The sequence below is a fragment of the Ktedonosporobacter rubrisoli genome (genome assembly GCF_004208415.1).
Taxonomy (GTDB): domain Bacteria; phylum Chloroflexota; class Ktedonobacteria; order Ktedonobacterales; family Ktedonobacteraceae; genus Ktedonosporobacter; species Ktedonosporobacter rubrisoli.
Genome location: NZ_CP035758.1, coordinates 2,395,436 through 2,412,215, shown reverse-complemented (window position 1 = coordinate 2,412,215; position 16,780 = coordinate 2,395,436). Strand labels below are relative to the sequence as shown.

Sequence of the window (16,780 nt, the reverse complement as noted above, 5' to 3'; positions counted from 1 at the left end):
CGCTTTAGTTCTTCTCGGGCATAAGCGTTGGCATGAGGGTCTGAATGAGCTCCTGGGCAAATTGTTGTTGGCTCTTGCCCAGGGGATCGCGGCCAAGGAGCTGGAGCATAAAAGCTTGCTGAAAACAGGGTCCTAAGAGCATTATGGCAATATTGAGGGCCGGGACGCGAGGATTTACGCGTCCCGCAGCCTGTTCGCGAGCAATGCAGTCTGCGACTGCCCCGTAGAGCGACTCGGGCCCACACTGGATGCGCTGAAATACTGCGCGCAACTGCTCAAGCAAAGTAGCATCAGAGAAAAAAGCAGAGCATAGAGGAATAATCCTGGTAAAGTAATTCATGGTACTCAGGACAATCGCTTCAAGGTCGCTGCGCAGATCTCCGGTTCCGCTTAGATGCTGTTGAAACGTAGCTTGCAGCTCAGGCAAATTCTGCGCTACCACTGCCAGCAGAACCTCTTCTTTACCCACAAAATGGCGGTAGAGCGCCCCTTCAGACAGGCCAGTGGCTCTGGATAGCTCCTTTGTAGTAACTCGCCCCAGGCCTTTTTCCTCGATGAGCTTGGCAGCAGCTTCTAGAATATGTTGTTTCGTTTCCCCTGGCATATATCCGTTCCTCATTCAATGCGGAAGTGAATCCTTACTCATTTCAAAAGTATAGCCCAGTCTGAAATTGCCTGTCAATGCTAAAAAGCTACATGGATGCTGGTAGGTGCCAGGATGTTCCAATTCTGCTTGTTCCTTTGCCTGATGGTGGCGAAGAGGAGAGGCAAGCCCGGGCCAGCGCCAGAAAGGCTTGACCCAACAGAGATTTCAGCATATAGTACAGAAAGGAGGGCAAGATAAGCCCTTTATTTTGCGCTGAGCGTTGCCTAGAACTCCCGAAAGCTGAAAAATATTATGTACCATCCAACCAGTCGCGTTCTCACCGTACTCGAATTGTTGCAGTCAAGACCATCCATCACGGGTCCCGAGTTGGCGGCTCGCCTGGAGATGGATGTGCGCACAGTGCGCCGCTATATCACGCATCTACAGGACGTGGGAATCCCTGTCGAGGCCAACATCGGACGACATGGGGGCTATCGGCTACGACCCGGCTTTAAACTTCCTCCTCTGCTTTTTACAGAAGAGGAGGCTACGGCGATCATACTAGGGCTGCTGGGAACCTCCTGGCTAGAGATCGGACAGCCAGCAGCAGCCGTTGAGGGAGCGCTGGCCAAAGTCATGCGTGTGCTCCCATTTCGCGCCCGCGAACGCTTGAACGCCATCTCTTCACATATGTTCTTCTTTTCTCCGCAGAACGAAACGCGGCCGGACATTTCATTGCTGCTCAGCCTCAGTGAAGCAATCGGGCAGCAACAACGTATCGCCCTTGACTACCGCTCCCACTATGATCAGGTGACGCATCGCAAAGTCGAGCCATATGCAATCATAGGTTGGGAGGGACACTGGTACCTGGTTGGCTACTGCTGTCTACGCCAAGACCATCGAACCTTCCGCCTTGATCGCATACAGCATGTAAAGTTGCTTGAGGAGCCCTTTGAGAAAGATGAGACCTTCGATTGCCAGGCCTATGTTATGGAGAAGCACGCAAGGGCGCCAGAGGGCGACTATATTGAGGTAGAGTTTCAGGTTCCCTTGTATACTGTGCAACAGAAAATCCCTGCTTACTATGGTAAGTTTTCGGCCACCCCTAATGGCATACTCTATCAAGGTCACGCCTATAACCTTGACCAAACTGCTCGCTATCTGATTAGCCTCAATCTTCCCTTTGTCATCCATCAGCCACAAGGCTTGCGCGACGCCCTGATACGCCTGGCAGAAGAGATGAGGCAAACCGCGCTTACACAGCCCGCTCCAGAGGAAAACGTCAAGCAAGAGGCCGTCGAAACCCACAAAGCCCAATAACGCTTCTGGTCTAGAATTGAAGCGAAGACACAAGCTTCTTGCCTTCAGGCGGGAGTAATTGACGCAACGCAGCGAGGAGACCTTCTTGCACGCCACTGCTCTCGCTGAGCATCACATTTTCCACTCGGGCGAGAGGACCAGCTTACCAAAGAGATTCTGGGTCTCATAGATCTGGTGAGCCCAGGCCGCCTGCTCCAGGGGCAAGCGTTCGGCAATGCGACCATGTAGTACACCAGTTGCCAACCAACCATTAATTTGTTTGGCATAGCGACGCAGCTCAGCGGTGCTCGCATCGGTGACCGTAAAGCCATACATGGTATAACCACGGCTATAAAAGGTGCCCACCGGCAACACGGTCTCGTGGTTGAGACCAGCCATGACAACTATGCGTCCCCGTTTAGCCGTCACCTCAAGAGCTTTCCTGGCACTAAAACGCTTAGTCGCATCCCAGTAGATATTCAAGCCCTCAGGCACAAGCTCCTTGAGCACCTGATGGATATCCTGCAGCTTATAGTTAATTATATGATCGGCGCCGAGCTCGCGGCACCAATGAGCCTTTTGCTCATCCCCGGAAGTGACAATGACCTTCGCCCCCAGGGCCTTAGCAATCATCAGAACTGCGCTCCCAATAGATCCATCGCCGCCGTTCACAAAGATAGTCTCCCCCGGCTGCACGCCAACCCTAGATAAGCCCGATACGGCGGTAAGGCCCGAGTGCAGCACGGTTACTGCTTCATAGGGATCAACGCCCGCCGGCAGATGGTATAAAAGCTGCTCGTCGATGCTACAACATTCGGCGAACGTCCCTTGCCGACCATCATAGCCCTGGTTATTTGCCCAGACGTGCTCACCTGGCTGGAAGCGCGTTACGGCCGGGCCTACTTCCACGACCACGCCCGTAAGGTCGCGACCAATGATAAAAGGAGATGGCAACTGGATCTGATATTGACCGCTACGAATGTAAGTATCAACAGCATTGACAGTCACAGCAAGCACTTTGACCAGGACGTCACGTTCTCCAACTATAGGCATCGCAAGATCTCCATAGCGTATTTGCTGGGCCAAACCTGGTTGCTCAATATAGGCAGCTTTCATCATGCCGCTCCTTACCTTCCAAATCTTCGTCTTCTAAAGTGGTCACAGACAAGCACTCGTCAGGCCAGCGCTTAGTGCTCGCTTAGATTACCTCCTCATAGCCTCTATGCAGCCACAATCCATTAGCGAAACGCAAGCTCATACATGCGGTTTTAGCTTGACTATTTATCCCACAAGCTTTTGCCACGGATCACGAGCATCTCAGCAGGCCTGCGCCTTCTGCGCCCTCTACCCAGGCTACGCATTCCTCTTACACAAATATCGACAAGCATCTCTAGCATAAACTCGATAACGGCCTCACAAAGCTCGATAAGAATACCAAACATCGTGCCCTCTCTTTCACAACTTAAGCTTATTACCTGTATTATATCTCATAACTATCAACACATTCCAATACCTGACAGCCTTTTTATAGCGCCTGACCAGGGTCAGTGGACATTAGCTATGAGCAGTAAATCAGCTCAGATTGACGCTCCTATCAGCCTCAATAGCTGATAGGAGGCTTGTAGGACTAACTGCATTCCATATTACTGTACAACTACAGTCAGATTCATCCCTTGATGGATAGGGCAATAGATGTGATAAGTGCCGGCTGTAGTAAATGGTCCGATGTCTACACTGTTACCGTTAACTTGTACCTGATTGATAAGAGGTGCACCCGGCTCAACTGCTGGCTTGGGGACACCGTTCTGCCAGGTTCCGTTGGCTAGAACATGTGGAATGGATGTATCATCTACCAGCCGCAATTTTGCCCCCTTAGAAAGCGTAACGGATGGCTGATCAAAGTTGGCAGCACTCATATGCACGGTCGCAAGGCTGCTATTACCAGTTGTAGTAGTCGCTCCTACCGTTGTACCCGCCGGTCTCACCATTGTATTGGCAGCTCGCGCCGCCGAACCCGTTTGTGCGATAGAGGCAATGAAAAGCGCGCCGATGACAATCCCTGCTACGCCCGTCAAGGCTGCTGGAAGCCAGCGCGGAACCTGTTGCTTATCCGGGCGATAGAGCTGAATTGTAGCCCCTATGGCAGCCCCAAAGGCAACGAACACGAAGGCAATAATTACGAGATCCAGGACAAAATTAGCGAACCCTCCTGTTTTAGGATTTGACAAATGATAGGCAACATACGGCTGGGTTGTCATTTCGTAGAGAAAGATACCATTCACAAGCGTGATAACAGGTGGCATCCAACGAAACCCGGTTACAGCAAGGCCCGCTGTGATTATCAGGCCCATAGTTACAAAGAGCAGCGCATTATTGTCTGGAAACCCAACGACGACCGCAAGGATAAAGCTTGCTGCCGCCGCCCCGCTGAGGGCAACGATAACAATTTTGCTAAAGGCGGAAAGCGATTGGCGAGAAAACGCGTGCTGAGCATGTAGAGCTCGACTTACCGATTTTCCTTGCTCCGATTTTCCTTCGTTCATAGCTTATACATCCTTTCTTACATTTTCTTTTAGACATACTTTCTTACGCATGTACTGATGTAAGGACAAAATTTGCCAATAACCAGGCCTCTCAACAACCGCTCCTGGCTATGTATACAAACTAATTAGAGATCCATCTGAAGGATTTTTCCTCGCGCTAAATCCCTTCCCTACTCAGGTGAAGTCAATATCCGCTTTACATCCTCCAAAAATCCCAAGAAATCCACTTCTCGCCTCGTTGCTATCTGATGGTAGGTTGCGCCTTTTAGTATTACTATGATTTCATCAACCGTTTTCTCCACATCCAAGCCTTGCCTGAACTCCCCTTGTCCTATCCCCATACCAATCACCCAGCGCAAATACTTGCGCCACTCATCATCCATCTGCAGCAGAGCACTCTGAATCGAGTGATCACGCAAAGAGCGCAGAACTAGCTCTGCCAGTACTACAAACATCTCGGGAGACTCCTGTGTACTTTTCTGCAGACTCAAGAACATCAAGCGTAAATGTTCCAGAGGTGTTGCATCTTCCATTTCCCCTTCCTCTACTCCCATTGACCTAAACAATGCAAGCAAATAAGCTACCACTTCTGCAATCAGATCCTCTTTACGCGCAAAGTAATAATGCAATGTGGCAATATTAACTCCCGCGCGCTTCGCCACCTCGCGCGTGCGTAATTCCTCAAATCCTCTTTCGGCAATCAACTGATATGCTGCCAGCACTAACGAGCGCTTGCGTTCATCTCCATGCGTAGTATATGCTTTCTCCCCTTGCTTATCAGCATCATCCAACATATATGTGCTTTCCCTTCTATCAATCAAGTGATTGATTAAATAATAGCATACAAAATCCATTTGGTCAATCACTTGATTAAAATGCAAAGTAGATGAGGATACATAAGTGCTAAGATTTTAGCTCAAGCTAGGGATTGCCCGCTCACCAACCCTGCTTTCCGGGCCATTTGGTAGAGTAAAATAGGAGAACTGAGCGGCCCCGCCAGTTCCGCAGGGCTTGACAATATCCTGGTAAATAGTTACTATTGGTAGTAACGAACAACTTTCCACCCAGTGAACATTTGTGCATTTCTCTGTTTGGTCTATCCTAATGGCACAGCTCTCAGATACACAAGATATTGTGCTATCTAGTATACACAGCAGCCACAGAGAATCTGGCGCAGCGCGTTTAGCAAGCGGGAAGGAGTTTTTATTATCTTTATTGTATGCGCCATCGCCACACAACACAAGAACGTACGAGAATAGAAGCAGTCGCAAACATAGTTCGTACTATTAGCGCCCACCCGACTGCCTGTACAGCACAAGCGCGATGGCTCAGGCGGGGCTCAGTCATAGACGCTGAACATAGGATTCCAAAGTAGGAGGTCTCTTTCTATGCCCGTTCTACGCATCCTCGTAAGTTGTGGCACCGGTATCGCAACCTCAACGTTAGCAGCAGACAAAATCAAACGGCTCCTTAAGGCACGCGGTATTGAGGTAACTACCACATCCTGCAAAGCCGCAGAGGTGGTAAGTAAAATCTCAAGCTATCGACCACACGCAGTTATCTCCACCACGCAGATCTCTGTCAAGGTTCCCATGAAAGTCTTCAATGGGCTACCCTTACTCAGTGGCGTGGGAGCGGACAAGCTTGCCGACGATGTGGCAGCCTATCTGAAAACTGTCTCCTCTAGTTAGTTCAGAGCATACCTGATTCATGCCTAGCACCTGCGAATTCGCCGGGCGAATTCGCAGCAGGATCTTTTTATCCCCACCAATCTGGGGAAAGGAGAGAAAAGCCATGTCTGCCGTCATGGGAGTAATTCAATACATCCTGGATCTCGGCCCTAGCGTGATGATGCCCATCATTGTCTTTATCTTATGTATGGTCTTCCGTATGCCCTTCAACCGCTCAATACGGTCGGCTATCATCATCGGCATCGGTTTCATCGCTATCAACCTCGTCATTGGCCTGATGTCATCTACCCTTGGACCCGCCACCAAGGCGATGGTCGAGAATACAGGCGTCCACCTCGACGTCGTTGATGTTGGCTGGCCAGTTGCCGCCGCCATCTCTTTCGGAACAGTCTCGGTCGTTCCGTGGATTTTCGTACTCGGCATTATTTTGAACCTGATCCTCATCGTAGTCAGGTTTACTAAAACGCTTGATGTCGATATGTGGAATTACTGGCACTTTATCTTTACCGCGGCCTTTGTCTACGTTATCACTAACAATCTGCTTATCGCCATCGCCCTTTCGCTGATTACCGAACTGATCGTTCTTAAACTTGCGGACCTGACAGCCCCAATCACGCAGGATTACTATGGACTGCCCGGCATCTCACTTCCTCACACGGAGACTGTTGACCTGGCGCCCATAGGCTGGACCCTCAACAAACTTATCGACCGCGTTCCTGGCCTTAACAAGCTTCACGCAGACACCGGCACCATTCAGGAGCGCTTTGGCGTAGTCGGCGAGCCAATGATTGTTGGCCTGGTCCTGGGTCTGCTCATTGGTATTCTTGCCTATTATCCTGGCCTTGGCACCAACTTCGGTGAGGCCTTTGGCCATATCCTGACCACAGCTATCTCGCTGGGCGCGGTTATGCTGGTCCTGCCGCGCATGGTTGCGATCCTGATGGAAGGTCTGGTTCCGCTCTCTGAAGGTGCGCAGACTTTTATTAGCGAGCGCTTCCCCGGCCGTGAGCTCTATATCGGACTCGACGCCGCCATCGTGGTTGGTTTTGCCAACAACATGACGGTGGCCTTGATCATGGTGCCGATTACCCTGGTCCTGGCAATCGGGATGAGCTTCCTGGGCCTGAACCGCATGTTGCCCTTTACCGATCTGGCTGTACTGCCCTTCACAGTAATCTGGGCCAATACCTGGTCACGTGGTAACGTGGTGCGTGGCGTAATCATTGCCACCATCTATATGACAGGTATTCTATCTATTGCGACGTTCCTGGCCCCCATGACGCTTGAGCTAGCCAAGGGTGCGCACTTTACCATCCCGCAGGGTGCGTCCGCGATCTCCAGTATTGACTCGGGCTCGCATATTCTACCCTTCATTCTGGTCTTTGGCTTCTCGCTGAACCAGCTTGGCGCAAATGGCCCGGTCTTCCTGATCTGGACTGCGTTATGGGTGGTCTTTACCATCGTGTGTTATGTGCTCTTCTTCAACTATGCGCGCAATCATGTCCCCGGCATGGATGACAAGCACCTCTATGTCAAGGAAGAAGATGAGGCATCTTTCGAGATGGAAGAGGAGGTTGGAGCATTTGATAGCGGGGATGAAGCAATAGCCAGTTCCTGAGGCGAAGCAGCTTAACCGCTGGCAAGCAGCCACCAGGGGTCACTTTACTTTACCCGGTAGAGATGACAACCTGGCAAGTACCCTGGTGGACTGCCTCCTTTAGCCTGCTGGCCATAATGCGGAGGTGAGCTGCAAGACTGGCTTCTGCCATCTCGCCCAGCAAGGGCAGCGCTGAAACGCTGGCAGTCGAAGATTAGTTTTTTAGGAAAGCCATCAAGGGCTCTTGTTTTCGTGTCGCGTCACGCTCTAGCGAATACGTCGCGATCTTGCGAATGCGCCGCGATCTTGTTGACTATGGGGAACTACAATGTTCAAGATAATCATCGATCTCATGCTGGGCGCTCCTGGCCGTGCCCTTGAGGCACTCTATCTCAATCACGAGGTACAGGCTAGCTTGCTTGTGCTCGCCTGGATGATAGTCGTGTTCGTAGGACTACGTAGTGTTTCGCGTATGCGTTCTCGTTTACGCATCTGGGTGACCGAGATCCTTCCGCAATATGATCCCGATGATGCTCAGACCCCAGAGCGCATCTTGCAGGCCCTCGAACCGCGCTGGAATGAAGCTGCGGCAACCATACGCTTTATGCCAACCAAACGAGGGCTCTGGACGCAACGCGCTACAGCTGATGGCTTACGCGAGCCAGCGGGCTTTACAGTAGCCGGGATAGAGCGACTCATTACGCGCATCATAAGACGGCCCAGAAATGTTGTCAGCGCGGCAGCACCATCGCCTCGTCCGACACGCTCGGCTCGTCCAAGACAACGTAGTCAGTCAGGGCGAACACGCCAGAAACGGCCCGCGTACCGCTAAGTATGGCGGGGCAGAACTTGCCTTGCCGTTTGCTGAGCTGGACCATTTAACCTTGGCGAGATGTTGCACGAAGCATCCTCTTTCCCGCAAAAAATTCCATATCAGAGAATAGGAAAGGGGCAAGCGGCCGACGCGTCGCAGGCCTGGGGATCGGCATCAGTCTCCCATCCCTCCTGCTAGAAACGCCGGGCCGGAAGTAATTAGCACAAAAAATCAACTAGCAAAAACCAAAGGCATACTGGTAACTCATAAAGGTATTATGCACAGAATCACAATTCTTGGGGCAGGAGCCATGGGCTCTGCTCTTACTACACCGCTAATTCAGAATGGGCATGAAGTGCGCCTCTGGGGCACCGAATTTGATAGCGAGCTGCTCACCGAGTTGCGCGCTAACAAGCCGCACCCACGCTTAGGCATACACCTGGCTCCGGGCCTCCAGTTCTATGATCCGCCGGATATAGAGGCCGCGCTCACGGATGCTGATGTTGTCATACTGGCAATTACCTCTGATGGCGTCGTTTCCATTCTGCAGCGGGCAGTACCATATCTACGTCCGGGTCAAGCGCTCTTGATGGTCAGCAAAGGCTTTGGCTACGATGCAACTCAGCATATTCGCCTGCTACCTACTTTGCTCACAGCTGCACTTCCCCCTCATCTGCGCGAAAGTTGCCCAATTGTAGCAATTGGGGGACCGTGCAAAGCCAATGAAGTCGCCGCCGGCTGGCCAACAGCCACAGTCTATGGCAGCGAGAATCAGCAAGCGCTCACTCTCTGTCGTGCTCTTCTGCAAACTGAGAACTATCGACTCTGCCTTACCGATGATGTCGTCGGTCTTGAAGTCGCCGCCGCACTCAAGAACACCTATGCGATTGCCCTGGGCATCTGCATAGGCCTGGAAGAGGCAAGCAAGCATCCCTGGCATAATCTCAAGTCGGCAATCTTTACCCAGGCCATTGTGGAGATGGCCCGGATCGCCCAGGCCCTGGGAGGGCGCAGCGAGACAGTTACGGGCTTAGCGGGAGCCGGCGATCTGGAAGTCACGGCTACCTCGGGACGCAATCGCGTGCTTGGCGAGCGCCTGGGTCGTGGCGAATCCATCGCTACAGCCCTAGCCACTATGCGCCGTCTACAACAAACCGTTGAAGGCGTAGCGGCAGCTCGCTATGCGGTGGAACTTGCCGCACAACTTGTGAATGCAGGACAGCTAGTCACAGCCGATTATCCGCTACTCAGCGCTATACAGGCTATTCTAAGCGGCGAGGCTCATCTCGTGGAAACGCTCAGCAGAGCCGCGCTACCAGCCTGATTATCTATTAGCAAGCTCTATGGCTAAAAGAATAGAGGGGATGGGCTTCCCGCTGGGGATTTATCGCTTTTCCCTGTGCAATATTCATGTGTAGCGGCGAACCTTTACACTATTTATTGCAGAGCAAGTCACGCTCAGGAGACAAGATATATGGAATTTCACACAACGCTTAATGGTACTACAATGCCTGTTCTCATTCTCTGGCACCTACCGGCGCAGAGTAAAGACGACCTGTTTGCAATCGTCTATAAAGAACTACTCACCCGGAGATGGGTCCATCCAACCTATCTTGAAGCAGTCAAGCAGCGTGAGCTAGAGTATCCAACCGGGCTTGACTTTGGTGACTTCTCGGTAGCCTTGCCCCATATTGATCCCGAGCATGTGATTCATTCGGCTCTCGTTATGGCTCTTGTCGAAAAACCTTTGCCCTTTCTCGCCATGGACGATTCATCGCAAACGCTAGATTGCCAATTGGCAATCTTCCCTGTTCTGGCTGCCGCAGGAGATCAACTGATCTTCCTGAGCGCCGTCACTACCGCCTTGCAACAACCGGGCTTTTACAACACCATTATTGAACAAAAGTCTCCCGAGGCTGCTGCAGCTCTGCTAGATCAGGTCTTTGCCAACTTCGTCGTTGAGGCGTAACGCTTACTGGCTCGTGGCCGTTCTGCAGCTCTGTCCTCTTCGTTTGTGACAGGGACGCGATTTCAACAACAGGGAGGAGCAGCGTTATGCACGTACGTGCTTCGCGCTATACACAGGACGAGATTGTCCGTTGCGCCTGGCTTTACTATGAGCGAGATCATACGCAAGATGAGATAGCCCATAAGCTTGGCATGAGCCGTTCACGCGTCGTACGCTTATTGAAAGAAGCCAAAGCTCAAGGCTTGATCCAGATTAAAATCAATGCTCCGGTGCATCTGCTATCTCTAGCAGAGCAGCTGCAGAGCCGGTATCAGAGCTATAATCTGCGCAACGTACGCCTGGTACAAACTATTGCCAATGAGACTGAGCAGAAAAAAGCCTTAGCAGGCGAGCTGGCTCCGGCTTTTACTCCCACCAAAGGCGACATCATTGCTGTTACCTGGGGCACGACGCTAGGATATGCGATTGATCAGCTTCCTCTCCAGCCCCAGCAGGATTTGACGGTGGCCTCTATTTTGGGAGGGGTACAGGGAGGCATCCATACGGCCAGCCCCTATGATATCGCCTTTCGTTTAGGGCAACGCCTGCAAGCCTCTGTATATACATTACAGGCGCCTGTGTTTGTGCGCGATCCAGAGGTTGCGTCCCTGCTCTTGCGCGAAGAGACCCTGCAGGATACCCTACGCGTGGCGACAAAGGCCCGCATTGCGCTCTTTGGCGCGGGAGATTTGACAGAGAAATCAACGCTAGAAAGTGTGAATGCGATTAGCCGCGAGGAGCGCCTCTGGCTACGCGATCAAGGCGCGGTTGGCGACCTGCTTGGACACTTCTTAGATCGCCACGGCTGCGCTCTCAATTTGCATGGCAGGCTCACCCCAATCAGCCTGCCTCTTGAGCATTTACTGACTATTCCAGAGCGCATCTGCATTGGCGGAGGAAGCGTCAAGCACGCCATGCTTTTAGCTCTGCTGCGCGGAAATTATATCACGACGCTGATTACTGATGAGGCCACGGCGAGATATCTTATCTCCGTAGCGCCCTACAATCACAATGGAGGGAAAAAACAGCACAATGGCAGCAAAAACGAGTAACTATACGGCTCGCAATGGTCGAACTTACCGTATTGTTTACGATAGATCGAAAATCGTTACGACAGCTCTCGAATATACCTATGAGATCAATATTGATGAGCGCAAATGGACTAGTTACTACGGTATCACGCAGACGGCACTCGGGACACGCTCAGGGGCCACGTTACTGGCCACGCTTGGCGAGCGCGGGTTACGCTTTCTGTGCGATGCGCTGGATAAAGGCGAGGAGACGCCATTCCGCGCCATTGAGCAAAAAGACGGCAGTAAATACTTAAAGAAGCTGGCCTGATCATGGTGACAAAGGGCAATCCACGTTATGTTATCGGCCTGGATATGGGAACGCAAGGCGTGCGCTGCCTGGCGGTGACGGCTGAGGGAGCGGTTCTGGCCCGTGCCTCGGTTCCGTTACCCGCGCAAGCGCTGCTTACGGCCGCAAAAACCTTTGAGCAGCAGCCGGAGGAATGGTGGCAGGCAACAGCGCGCGCCCTGGCTCAGCTCAGTGCGCAGCTGCGTGCCGCCAATATAGCTGTCGAGGGCGGTGTAGCGCTCTGCGTATCGGGCACATCGGGAACCTTCGTTCCGCTCGATGCGGCCCATCAGCCCCTGCGGCCCGCTCTGATGTATAGCGATGCCCGGGCTGTAGACGAGGTGGCAATCTGCAACACGCAACTGGCTGAGCTGACTGAGAGTATGGGCTATCGCTTTAATGCTTCTTTTGCCCTGCCCAAACTGCTTTGGCTGGCCAGACATGAGGCGCAAACCTGGGAACGCACGGCCATGGTTGCCCACCAGGCCGATTACCTGGTAGGCAGGCTGACCGACGTCTGGGGGATCAGCGACTATACGAATGTGCTGAAAACAGGTTACGATCTGCTCAGCGATAGCTATCCGGATGCTCTGTCCCACATACTATCCAGCCCCGCCGAGCGACTGCCCCGCATCGTAGCTCCCGGAACGCCTATCGCGCCTTTGCGCCCTGAAGTCGCGGCCGAGCTTGGTCTGAATGCCAATATGCTTGTCGTGGCCGGCCTGACCGATGGTTGCGCCTCGCAGTTTGCGGCCGGGGCCAGTGAGCCCGGGACCTGGGTCTCTTCGCTGGGCACGACTCTAACAATTAAGGGCGTGAGCGCTACGCTGATTAAGGATAAGCAAGGGCGCCTGTACTGCCACCGTCACCCTGAGCGGGGTTGGCTGCCGGGTGGGGCCAGCAGTACGGGTGGAGAAGTGCTGGCGCGCAACTTTGCTAATGTGGATCTCGCCGCTTACGATGGCCGCGCCGCTTCTCTCTTGCCCACAAATCTGCTCAGCTATCCCTTAGTGCGGCGTGGCGAACGCTTTCCTTTCGTTGCCCCACAGGCTGAGGGCTTCCAGATTGCCCCTGCCGGTTCCGTGGATATACCCGCCGAGCTAGCTTACGCGGCGGCACTGGAGGGTGTGGCTTTAGTTGAACGCCTGGCCTTTGAGGTGGTTGGTGAGCTTGGTGCGCCAGTTAAGGGAGCTATTCGCGCGGTTGGCGGGGCCTCGCAAAGCCAGCTCTGGTTACGCATTCGCGCCTCGGTCAGCCAGCGTCCCTTTGTTGTACCCGCGATCGCCGATCCCGCGATGGGCGTAGCAGTGCTAGCGGCTGCAGGACGTTTACACGCAGATCTGGGTAGCGCTACCAGGGCTATGGTACAGATCAGTCAGGAAGTGCAGCCAGATCCTGCCTGGATTTCCCAATATGAGGAACGCTACTCACGTTTCAAAGATGAGTTACGCCAGCGCGGCTATCTCGCTTGAAGCCCAGGAGCTTAGCGGCCAGATCAGCACGCGCTGCGGGCGAGAAGCCAGCAGGGCAAATGGCCAGGTGAAAATACGCACTTGAATATTGTATCCTGGCTATAGACAAAGTTTACACAAGGTTCCAAAGGAGCTTTACATGAGTTCTGAGCAGCCGGTCAGCACACGCTTACTGCTTGTGCGACATGGCCAGACACCAACGAGCCGTCACGATATTTTTACCGGTTCAATCGACGTTCCGCTCTCTGAGGCCGGTCAGGCCCAGGCTCAACAGCTAGCCAGGCGCCTGAGCCGCGAGCAGATCGATGTGTTGTATTGTAGCCCGCAATTGCGTGCCCAACAGACGGCTGAACCAATCGCCACCGCCCTTGGCTTGCCGCTTCGCACGCGCAAGGAGCTGCGCGAAATGGATTTTGGAGCCTGGGAAAATCGCCGGCGCAGCGAGCTAATCGAGGAGGAGCCGGAAGCTATTGCTCTCTGGCAGCGAGGCTCATGGTTGGCACGCCCAACCGGAGGGGAAACGCAACAAGGCGTGATCGCCCGGGCCATGCCGCTCTTTTTCGAGTTATTAGCAACCCATGCCGGTCAGAGTATTCTTGTTGTCGCACATAGAACGCTCCTGCGCCTGGTAGCCAGCCATATTCTAGAGATGCCGCTATCCAGCGCCCGCAGCCTGGATCTGGATACTGCCAGCCTCTCTGAATTGCGTATCGTTGGCGATCGGGTGCGCCTGATTCGCTATAACGACATAAGTCACCTTGAAAACATTGCTTAAATCAACATACATGGAACGTTGTCAATATACTAGCGCCCAACAAATAAAAGGAGTATCACATGTTATTGCCTGAATTACGCGCCGAGGTTGCCCGTTACGCGAGAAAAATGCAGGATAGTGGACTCGTGCGTGCCACCCAGGGCAACTTAAGCGCGCGCGATCCAGAGACCGGGATGGTCTGTATCACGCCAAGCGGAGCCGACTATCAACAGTTGCAGGCCGAAGATATTACTGTTGTGGATGCGAACGGCAATCCGCTTGAGGGCAAGTGGCAACCCTCTGTTGAGACGCCATTACATACGCTTGTGCTGCGTCGCCGCCCCGACATCAACTGCGTCATGCACACGCATTCGCCCTATGCAACCGCCTTCGGAGTGATCTATCAGCCTTTCCCGATGATCCTGGCCGAATCGGCGCTTTGCCTGGGTGGCGAAGTACCGATAGCGCCCTACCGCATGTCTGGAACGCCAGAGTTCGCCGAGCTGGTTGCTGATACGCTGGGTCAGCGTTCAGCCGTGATCTGGGGCAATCATGGTGTGATGGTCGTGGGAGTTAACCTGGCGCTCACCTTCTCCATTGCCCACGCACTAGAGGATAGCGCAAAGGTTTATTCGATCGCCAAACAGCTTGGTGAGCCGGTTCACTTGCCTGCCGATGAGGTGGATAAGTTGCATAAATTCTGGACCCAGCACTATGGGAAGAAGGAACTGGAGCCCAGCAATTCTTAAATTTGCTTGCCAGGCAGCATGCTACACTGGAAATATGGCTTTGTCCAGTGTAGCATACATACAATAGCTGTCCTACTCATCAGGCTCAGCCGTTTGTCGCTGGTTTTCTACCATCCTGTACCTATAATTGTTCCTAACGCAGATCAGGAGGAAAATAATGCAAGCATTCGTCTTTTATCAGCCGGGAGATGCACGCCTGGAAGACGTACCGGTACCTCAGCCAGGCTCTGGAGAATTGCTGGTAAAGATTGGAACAGCGCTTACCTGCGGTACCGATCTCAAGACCTATCGGCGTGGCCACCCAAATATCTTTAAGACGCTGCCCAGTCCCTTTGGTCACGAGTTCTCCGGCACGATCGTGTCTGTAGGCGAAGGCGTGGAACGCTTTCAGGTAGGCCAACGCGTAGTGGCGGTCAATAGCGCTCCCTGCGGCGAATGCTATTATTGTCGCATCCATCGCGAGAGCATGTGCGAGAATCTCAATTATCTTAATGGTGCGTATGCAGAGTATATTGTGATTCCAGAGCGCATCGTGCGCCGCAATACTTATGTGCTACCCGATCATTTGAGCTTTGCTGAAGCTGCACTGCTTGAGCCGCTAGCCTGTGCTGTGCATGGCGTTGATGAGGTCAATGTGCAGCTGGGCGATACGGTAGTTGTGAATGGAGCCGGCCCGATTGGATTGATGTTTACCAACCTGGCAGCCTTGCAGGGAGCACGGGTCATCTCCTGTGACCTCAGCGAGGAGCGCCTGGCGGCCGCGCGCCATTTTGGGGCCGCCGAGACCATCAATGTGAGCCAGGTAGCCGATCAGGTTGAGGCGGTACTGGCGCTCACGGATGAAGGGCGCGGAGTTGATATCGCTATCGAGGCCGTGGGCCTGCCCGAGGTGTGGGAGAAGACGATTCGCATGACGCGCAAGGGTGGGCTTGTCCTGCTCTTTGGTGGGGCCAAATCTGGCACGAGCATTAGCGTTGATACGGTACTGCTGCACTATAGCGAACTGACCATCAAAGGTATCTTCCATCATACCCCCAAACATGTCAAGCTGGCCTTTGACCTGATCTGCAGCGGTAAGGTGCGAGCACGCGACTATATCACCGCCAATAAGCCACTTTCTGAAGCCGTCAACGCTCTGGAACTGGTTGGCCAGCAGCGCGGCATTAAATATGCCATCGTGCCGCCTGAAGGAACGCCTGCTCCACTTGGAGCGCTGGCAACTTCAAAGTAGCCATGATGGCCGACGACAAAGTAGTTGCCGGCCGGGCTTTCTCCCCTTGCGAGCTCGCCCTGGCACGCTTTGTTCGTCACTTTCCCGTCTCTCGCCGGCCCGGCGTCATCAGGCTGTTTCTGATGGCCCGGGCTACCTCCACTTCCTCTACTCTTGTGAGAAGCCAGGCTCTATTCCCTGGCAGCTTCACGTCATCGATCACCAGCGCCATAACTACTCATCAGCCTGGCACGCTACAAATTTAGCAGGCAATCAGCAAAGGACAGGGCTATTTAATCTGCTACAAGGCCTCATATGAAGAGGAAGAGATGATGGTCTGTTCCCTGAAACAAGGACGCTGAATCTTGCGTGTATACTTCTCAGAGCGAGAGAAAAACGTATCTTAGCTCCTGAGCAGTTTGCTTGAGGGACCTTCATTCCAGAAAGGAAGTGGAAATCAGTATGACCATGCGCTTTAGCGCCCGCAACCAGCTGCGGGGCACTGTTAAATCCATCAAACTGGGAGCAGTTATGGGTGAAGTCATTATGACCCTTCCAGATGGGCAAGAGATCGTTTCTGCTATCACGCGAACCTCTATTGAAGCGCTCAATCTCAAAGAGGGTGAGGCTGTCGTGGCAATTATTAAATCAACAGAGGTCATGTTGGGTAGGAACGAGGAGTAGCTCATCATACAACG

19 protein-coding genes are annotated in these 16,780 nt (G+C 53.1%); 14 read left to right on the top strand and 5 right to left on the bottom strand.

What is annotated here, in order from left to right; genetic code table 11:
• Positions 1-4: 4 nt before the first annotated feature.
• Positions 5-604 carry a TetR/AcrR family transcriptional regulator gene (locus EPA93_RS11045; protein ID WP_165423023.1) on the bottom strand — a complete coding sequence of 200 codons (600 nt, stop codon included), beginning with the start codon at positions 602-604 and terminating at the stop codon, positions 5-7.
• Positions 605-898: 294 nt separating this feature from the next.
• Between EPA93_RS11045 and EPA93_RS11040 the strand changes: the two genes are divergently transcribed.
• Entirely contained in the window at positions 899-1,906 is a 1,008-nt protein-coding gene (locus tag EPA93_RS11040; protein WP_129887371.1) for a helix-turn-helix transcriptional regulator, read from the top strand.
• Between the two features lie 111 nt (positions 1,907-2,017).
• Here EPA93_RS11040 and EPA93_RS11035 read toward each other — a convergent pair whose 3' ends face one another.
• The 4 genes from EPA93_RS11035 to EPA93_RS11025 all read right to left on the bottom strand — a co-directional run bounded on the left by EPA93_RS11035 (position 2,018) and on the right by EPA93_RS11025 (position 5,222).
• Complete coding sequence (locus EPA93_RS11035; protein ID WP_207229508.1) at positions 2,018-3,004, bottom strand: quinone oxidoreductase family protein; 987 nt, start codon at positions 3,002-3,004, stop codon at positions 2,018-2,020.
• A gap of 158 nt (positions 3,005-3,162) precedes the next feature.
• The gene (locus tag EPA93_RS48295) at positions 3,163-3,327 is read right to left on the bottom strand and encodes a hypothetical protein (RefSeq protein ID WP_165423022.1); all 165 of its coding nucleotides are present in this window, start codon (positions 3,325-3,327) and stop codon (positions 3,163-3,165) included.
• A gap of 201 nt (positions 3,328-3,528) precedes the next feature.
• The gene (locus EPA93_RS11030) at positions 3,529-4,428 is read right to left on the bottom strand and encodes a cupredoxin domain-containing protein (protein ID WP_129887369.1); all 900 of its coding nucleotides are present in this window, start codon (positions 4,426-4,428) and stop codon (positions 3,529-3,531) included.
• Between the two features lie 170 nt (positions 4,429-4,598).
• Positions 4,599-5,222, bottom strand: a complete 624-nt coding sequence (locus EPA93_RS11025; RefSeq protein WP_165423021.1) for a TetR/AcrR family transcriptional regulator — start codon at positions 5,220-5,222, stop codon at positions 4,599-4,601.
• Between the two features lie 594 nt (positions 5,223-5,816).
• On the opposite strand from EPA93_RS11025, the gene EPA93_RS11020 reads away from it, so the two are divergent.
• From EPA93_RS11020 to EPA93_RS10960, 13 genes are all read left to right on the top strand, one after another.
• Positions 5,817-6,119 carry a PTS sugar transporter subunit IIB gene (locus EPA93_RS11020; RefSeq protein ID WP_129887365.1) on the top strand — a complete coding sequence of 101 codons (303 nt, stop codon included), beginning with the start codon at positions 5,817-5,819 and terminating at the stop codon, positions 6,117-6,119.
• A gap of 103 nt (positions 6,120-6,222) precedes the next feature.
• Positions 6,223-7,737, top strand: coding sequence for a PTS galactitol transporter subunit IIC (locus EPA93_RS11015; RefSeq protein WP_207229507.1), 1,515 nt, complete (start codon positions 6,223-6,225; stop codon positions 7,735-7,737).
• A 307-nt stretch (positions 7,738-8,044) separates the two neighbouring features.
• Positions 8,045-8,548: a hypothetical protein gene (locus EPA93_RS11010; protein WP_129887363.1), complete on the top strand. Its 504-nt coding sequence runs from the start codon at positions 8,045-8,047 to the stop codon at positions 8,546-8,548.
• A gap of 259 nt (positions 8,549-8,807) precedes the next feature.
• Complete coding sequence (locus tag EPA93_RS11005) at positions 8,808-9,854, top strand: NAD(P)H-dependent glycerol-3-phosphate dehydrogenase (protein ID WP_129887361.1); 1,047 nt, start codon at positions 8,808-8,810, stop codon at positions 9,852-9,854.
• 150 nt (positions 9,855-10,004) lie between these two features.
• On the top strand, positions 10,005-10,499 hold the full coding sequence (locus tag EPA93_RS11000; RefSeq protein WP_129887359.1) for a PTS sugar transporter subunit IIA: 495 nt from the start codon (positions 10,005-10,007) through the stop codon (positions 10,497-10,499).
• An 86-nt stretch (positions 10,500-10,585) separates the two neighbouring features.
• Positions 10,586-11,590, top strand: a complete 1,005-nt coding sequence (locus EPA93_RS10995; protein ID WP_129887357.1) for a sugar-binding transcriptional regulator — start codon at positions 10,586-10,588, stop codon at positions 11,588-11,590.
• Positions 11,571-11,879, top strand: coding sequence for a hypothetical protein (locus EPA93_RS10990; protein ID WP_129887355.1), 309 nt, complete (start codon positions 11,571-11,573; stop codon positions 11,877-11,879). Before EPA93_RS10995 ends, EPA93_RS10990 begins: the two co-directional genes overlap by 20 nt.
• 2 nt (positions 11,880-11,881) lie before the next feature.
• Complete coding sequence (locus EPA93_RS10985) at positions 11,882-13,369, top strand: FGGY-family carbohydrate kinase (RefSeq protein WP_129887353.1); 1,488 nt, start codon at positions 11,882-11,884, stop codon at positions 13,367-13,369.
• Positions 13,370-13,508: 139 nt separating this feature from the next.
• Positions 13,509-14,144, top strand: a complete 636-nt coding sequence (locus tag EPA93_RS10980) for a histidine phosphatase family protein (protein WP_129887351.1) — start codon at positions 13,509-13,511, stop codon at positions 14,142-14,144.
• A gap of 59 nt (positions 14,145-14,203) precedes the next feature.
• Positions 14,204-14,872, top strand: coding sequence for a class II aldolase/adducin family protein (locus EPA93_RS10975; protein WP_129887350.1), 669 nt, complete (start codon positions 14,204-14,206; stop codon positions 14,870-14,872).
• A 157-nt stretch (positions 14,873-15,029) separates the two neighbouring features.
• Positions 15,030-16,103: a zinc-dependent alcohol dehydrogenase gene (locus EPA93_RS10970; protein WP_129887348.1), complete on the top strand. Its 1,074-nt coding sequence runs from the start codon at positions 15,030-15,032 to the stop codon at positions 16,101-16,103.
• A gap of 2 nt (positions 16,104-16,105) precedes the next feature.
• Positions 16,106-16,348 (top strand): hypothetical protein, encoded by a 243-nt coding sequence (locus tag EPA93_RS10965; RefSeq protein ID WP_129887346.1) that lies wholly within the window; start codon positions 16,106-16,108, stop codon positions 16,346-16,348.
• A gap of 196 nt (positions 16,349-16,544) precedes the next feature.
• Positions 16,545-16,766 carry a TOBE domain-containing protein gene (locus EPA93_RS10960; protein WP_242527371.1) on the top strand — a complete coding sequence of 74 codons (222 nt, stop codon included), beginning with the start codon at positions 16,545-16,547 and terminating at the stop codon, positions 16,764-16,766.
• The last annotated feature ends 14 nt before the right edge of the window (positions 16,767-16,780 follow it).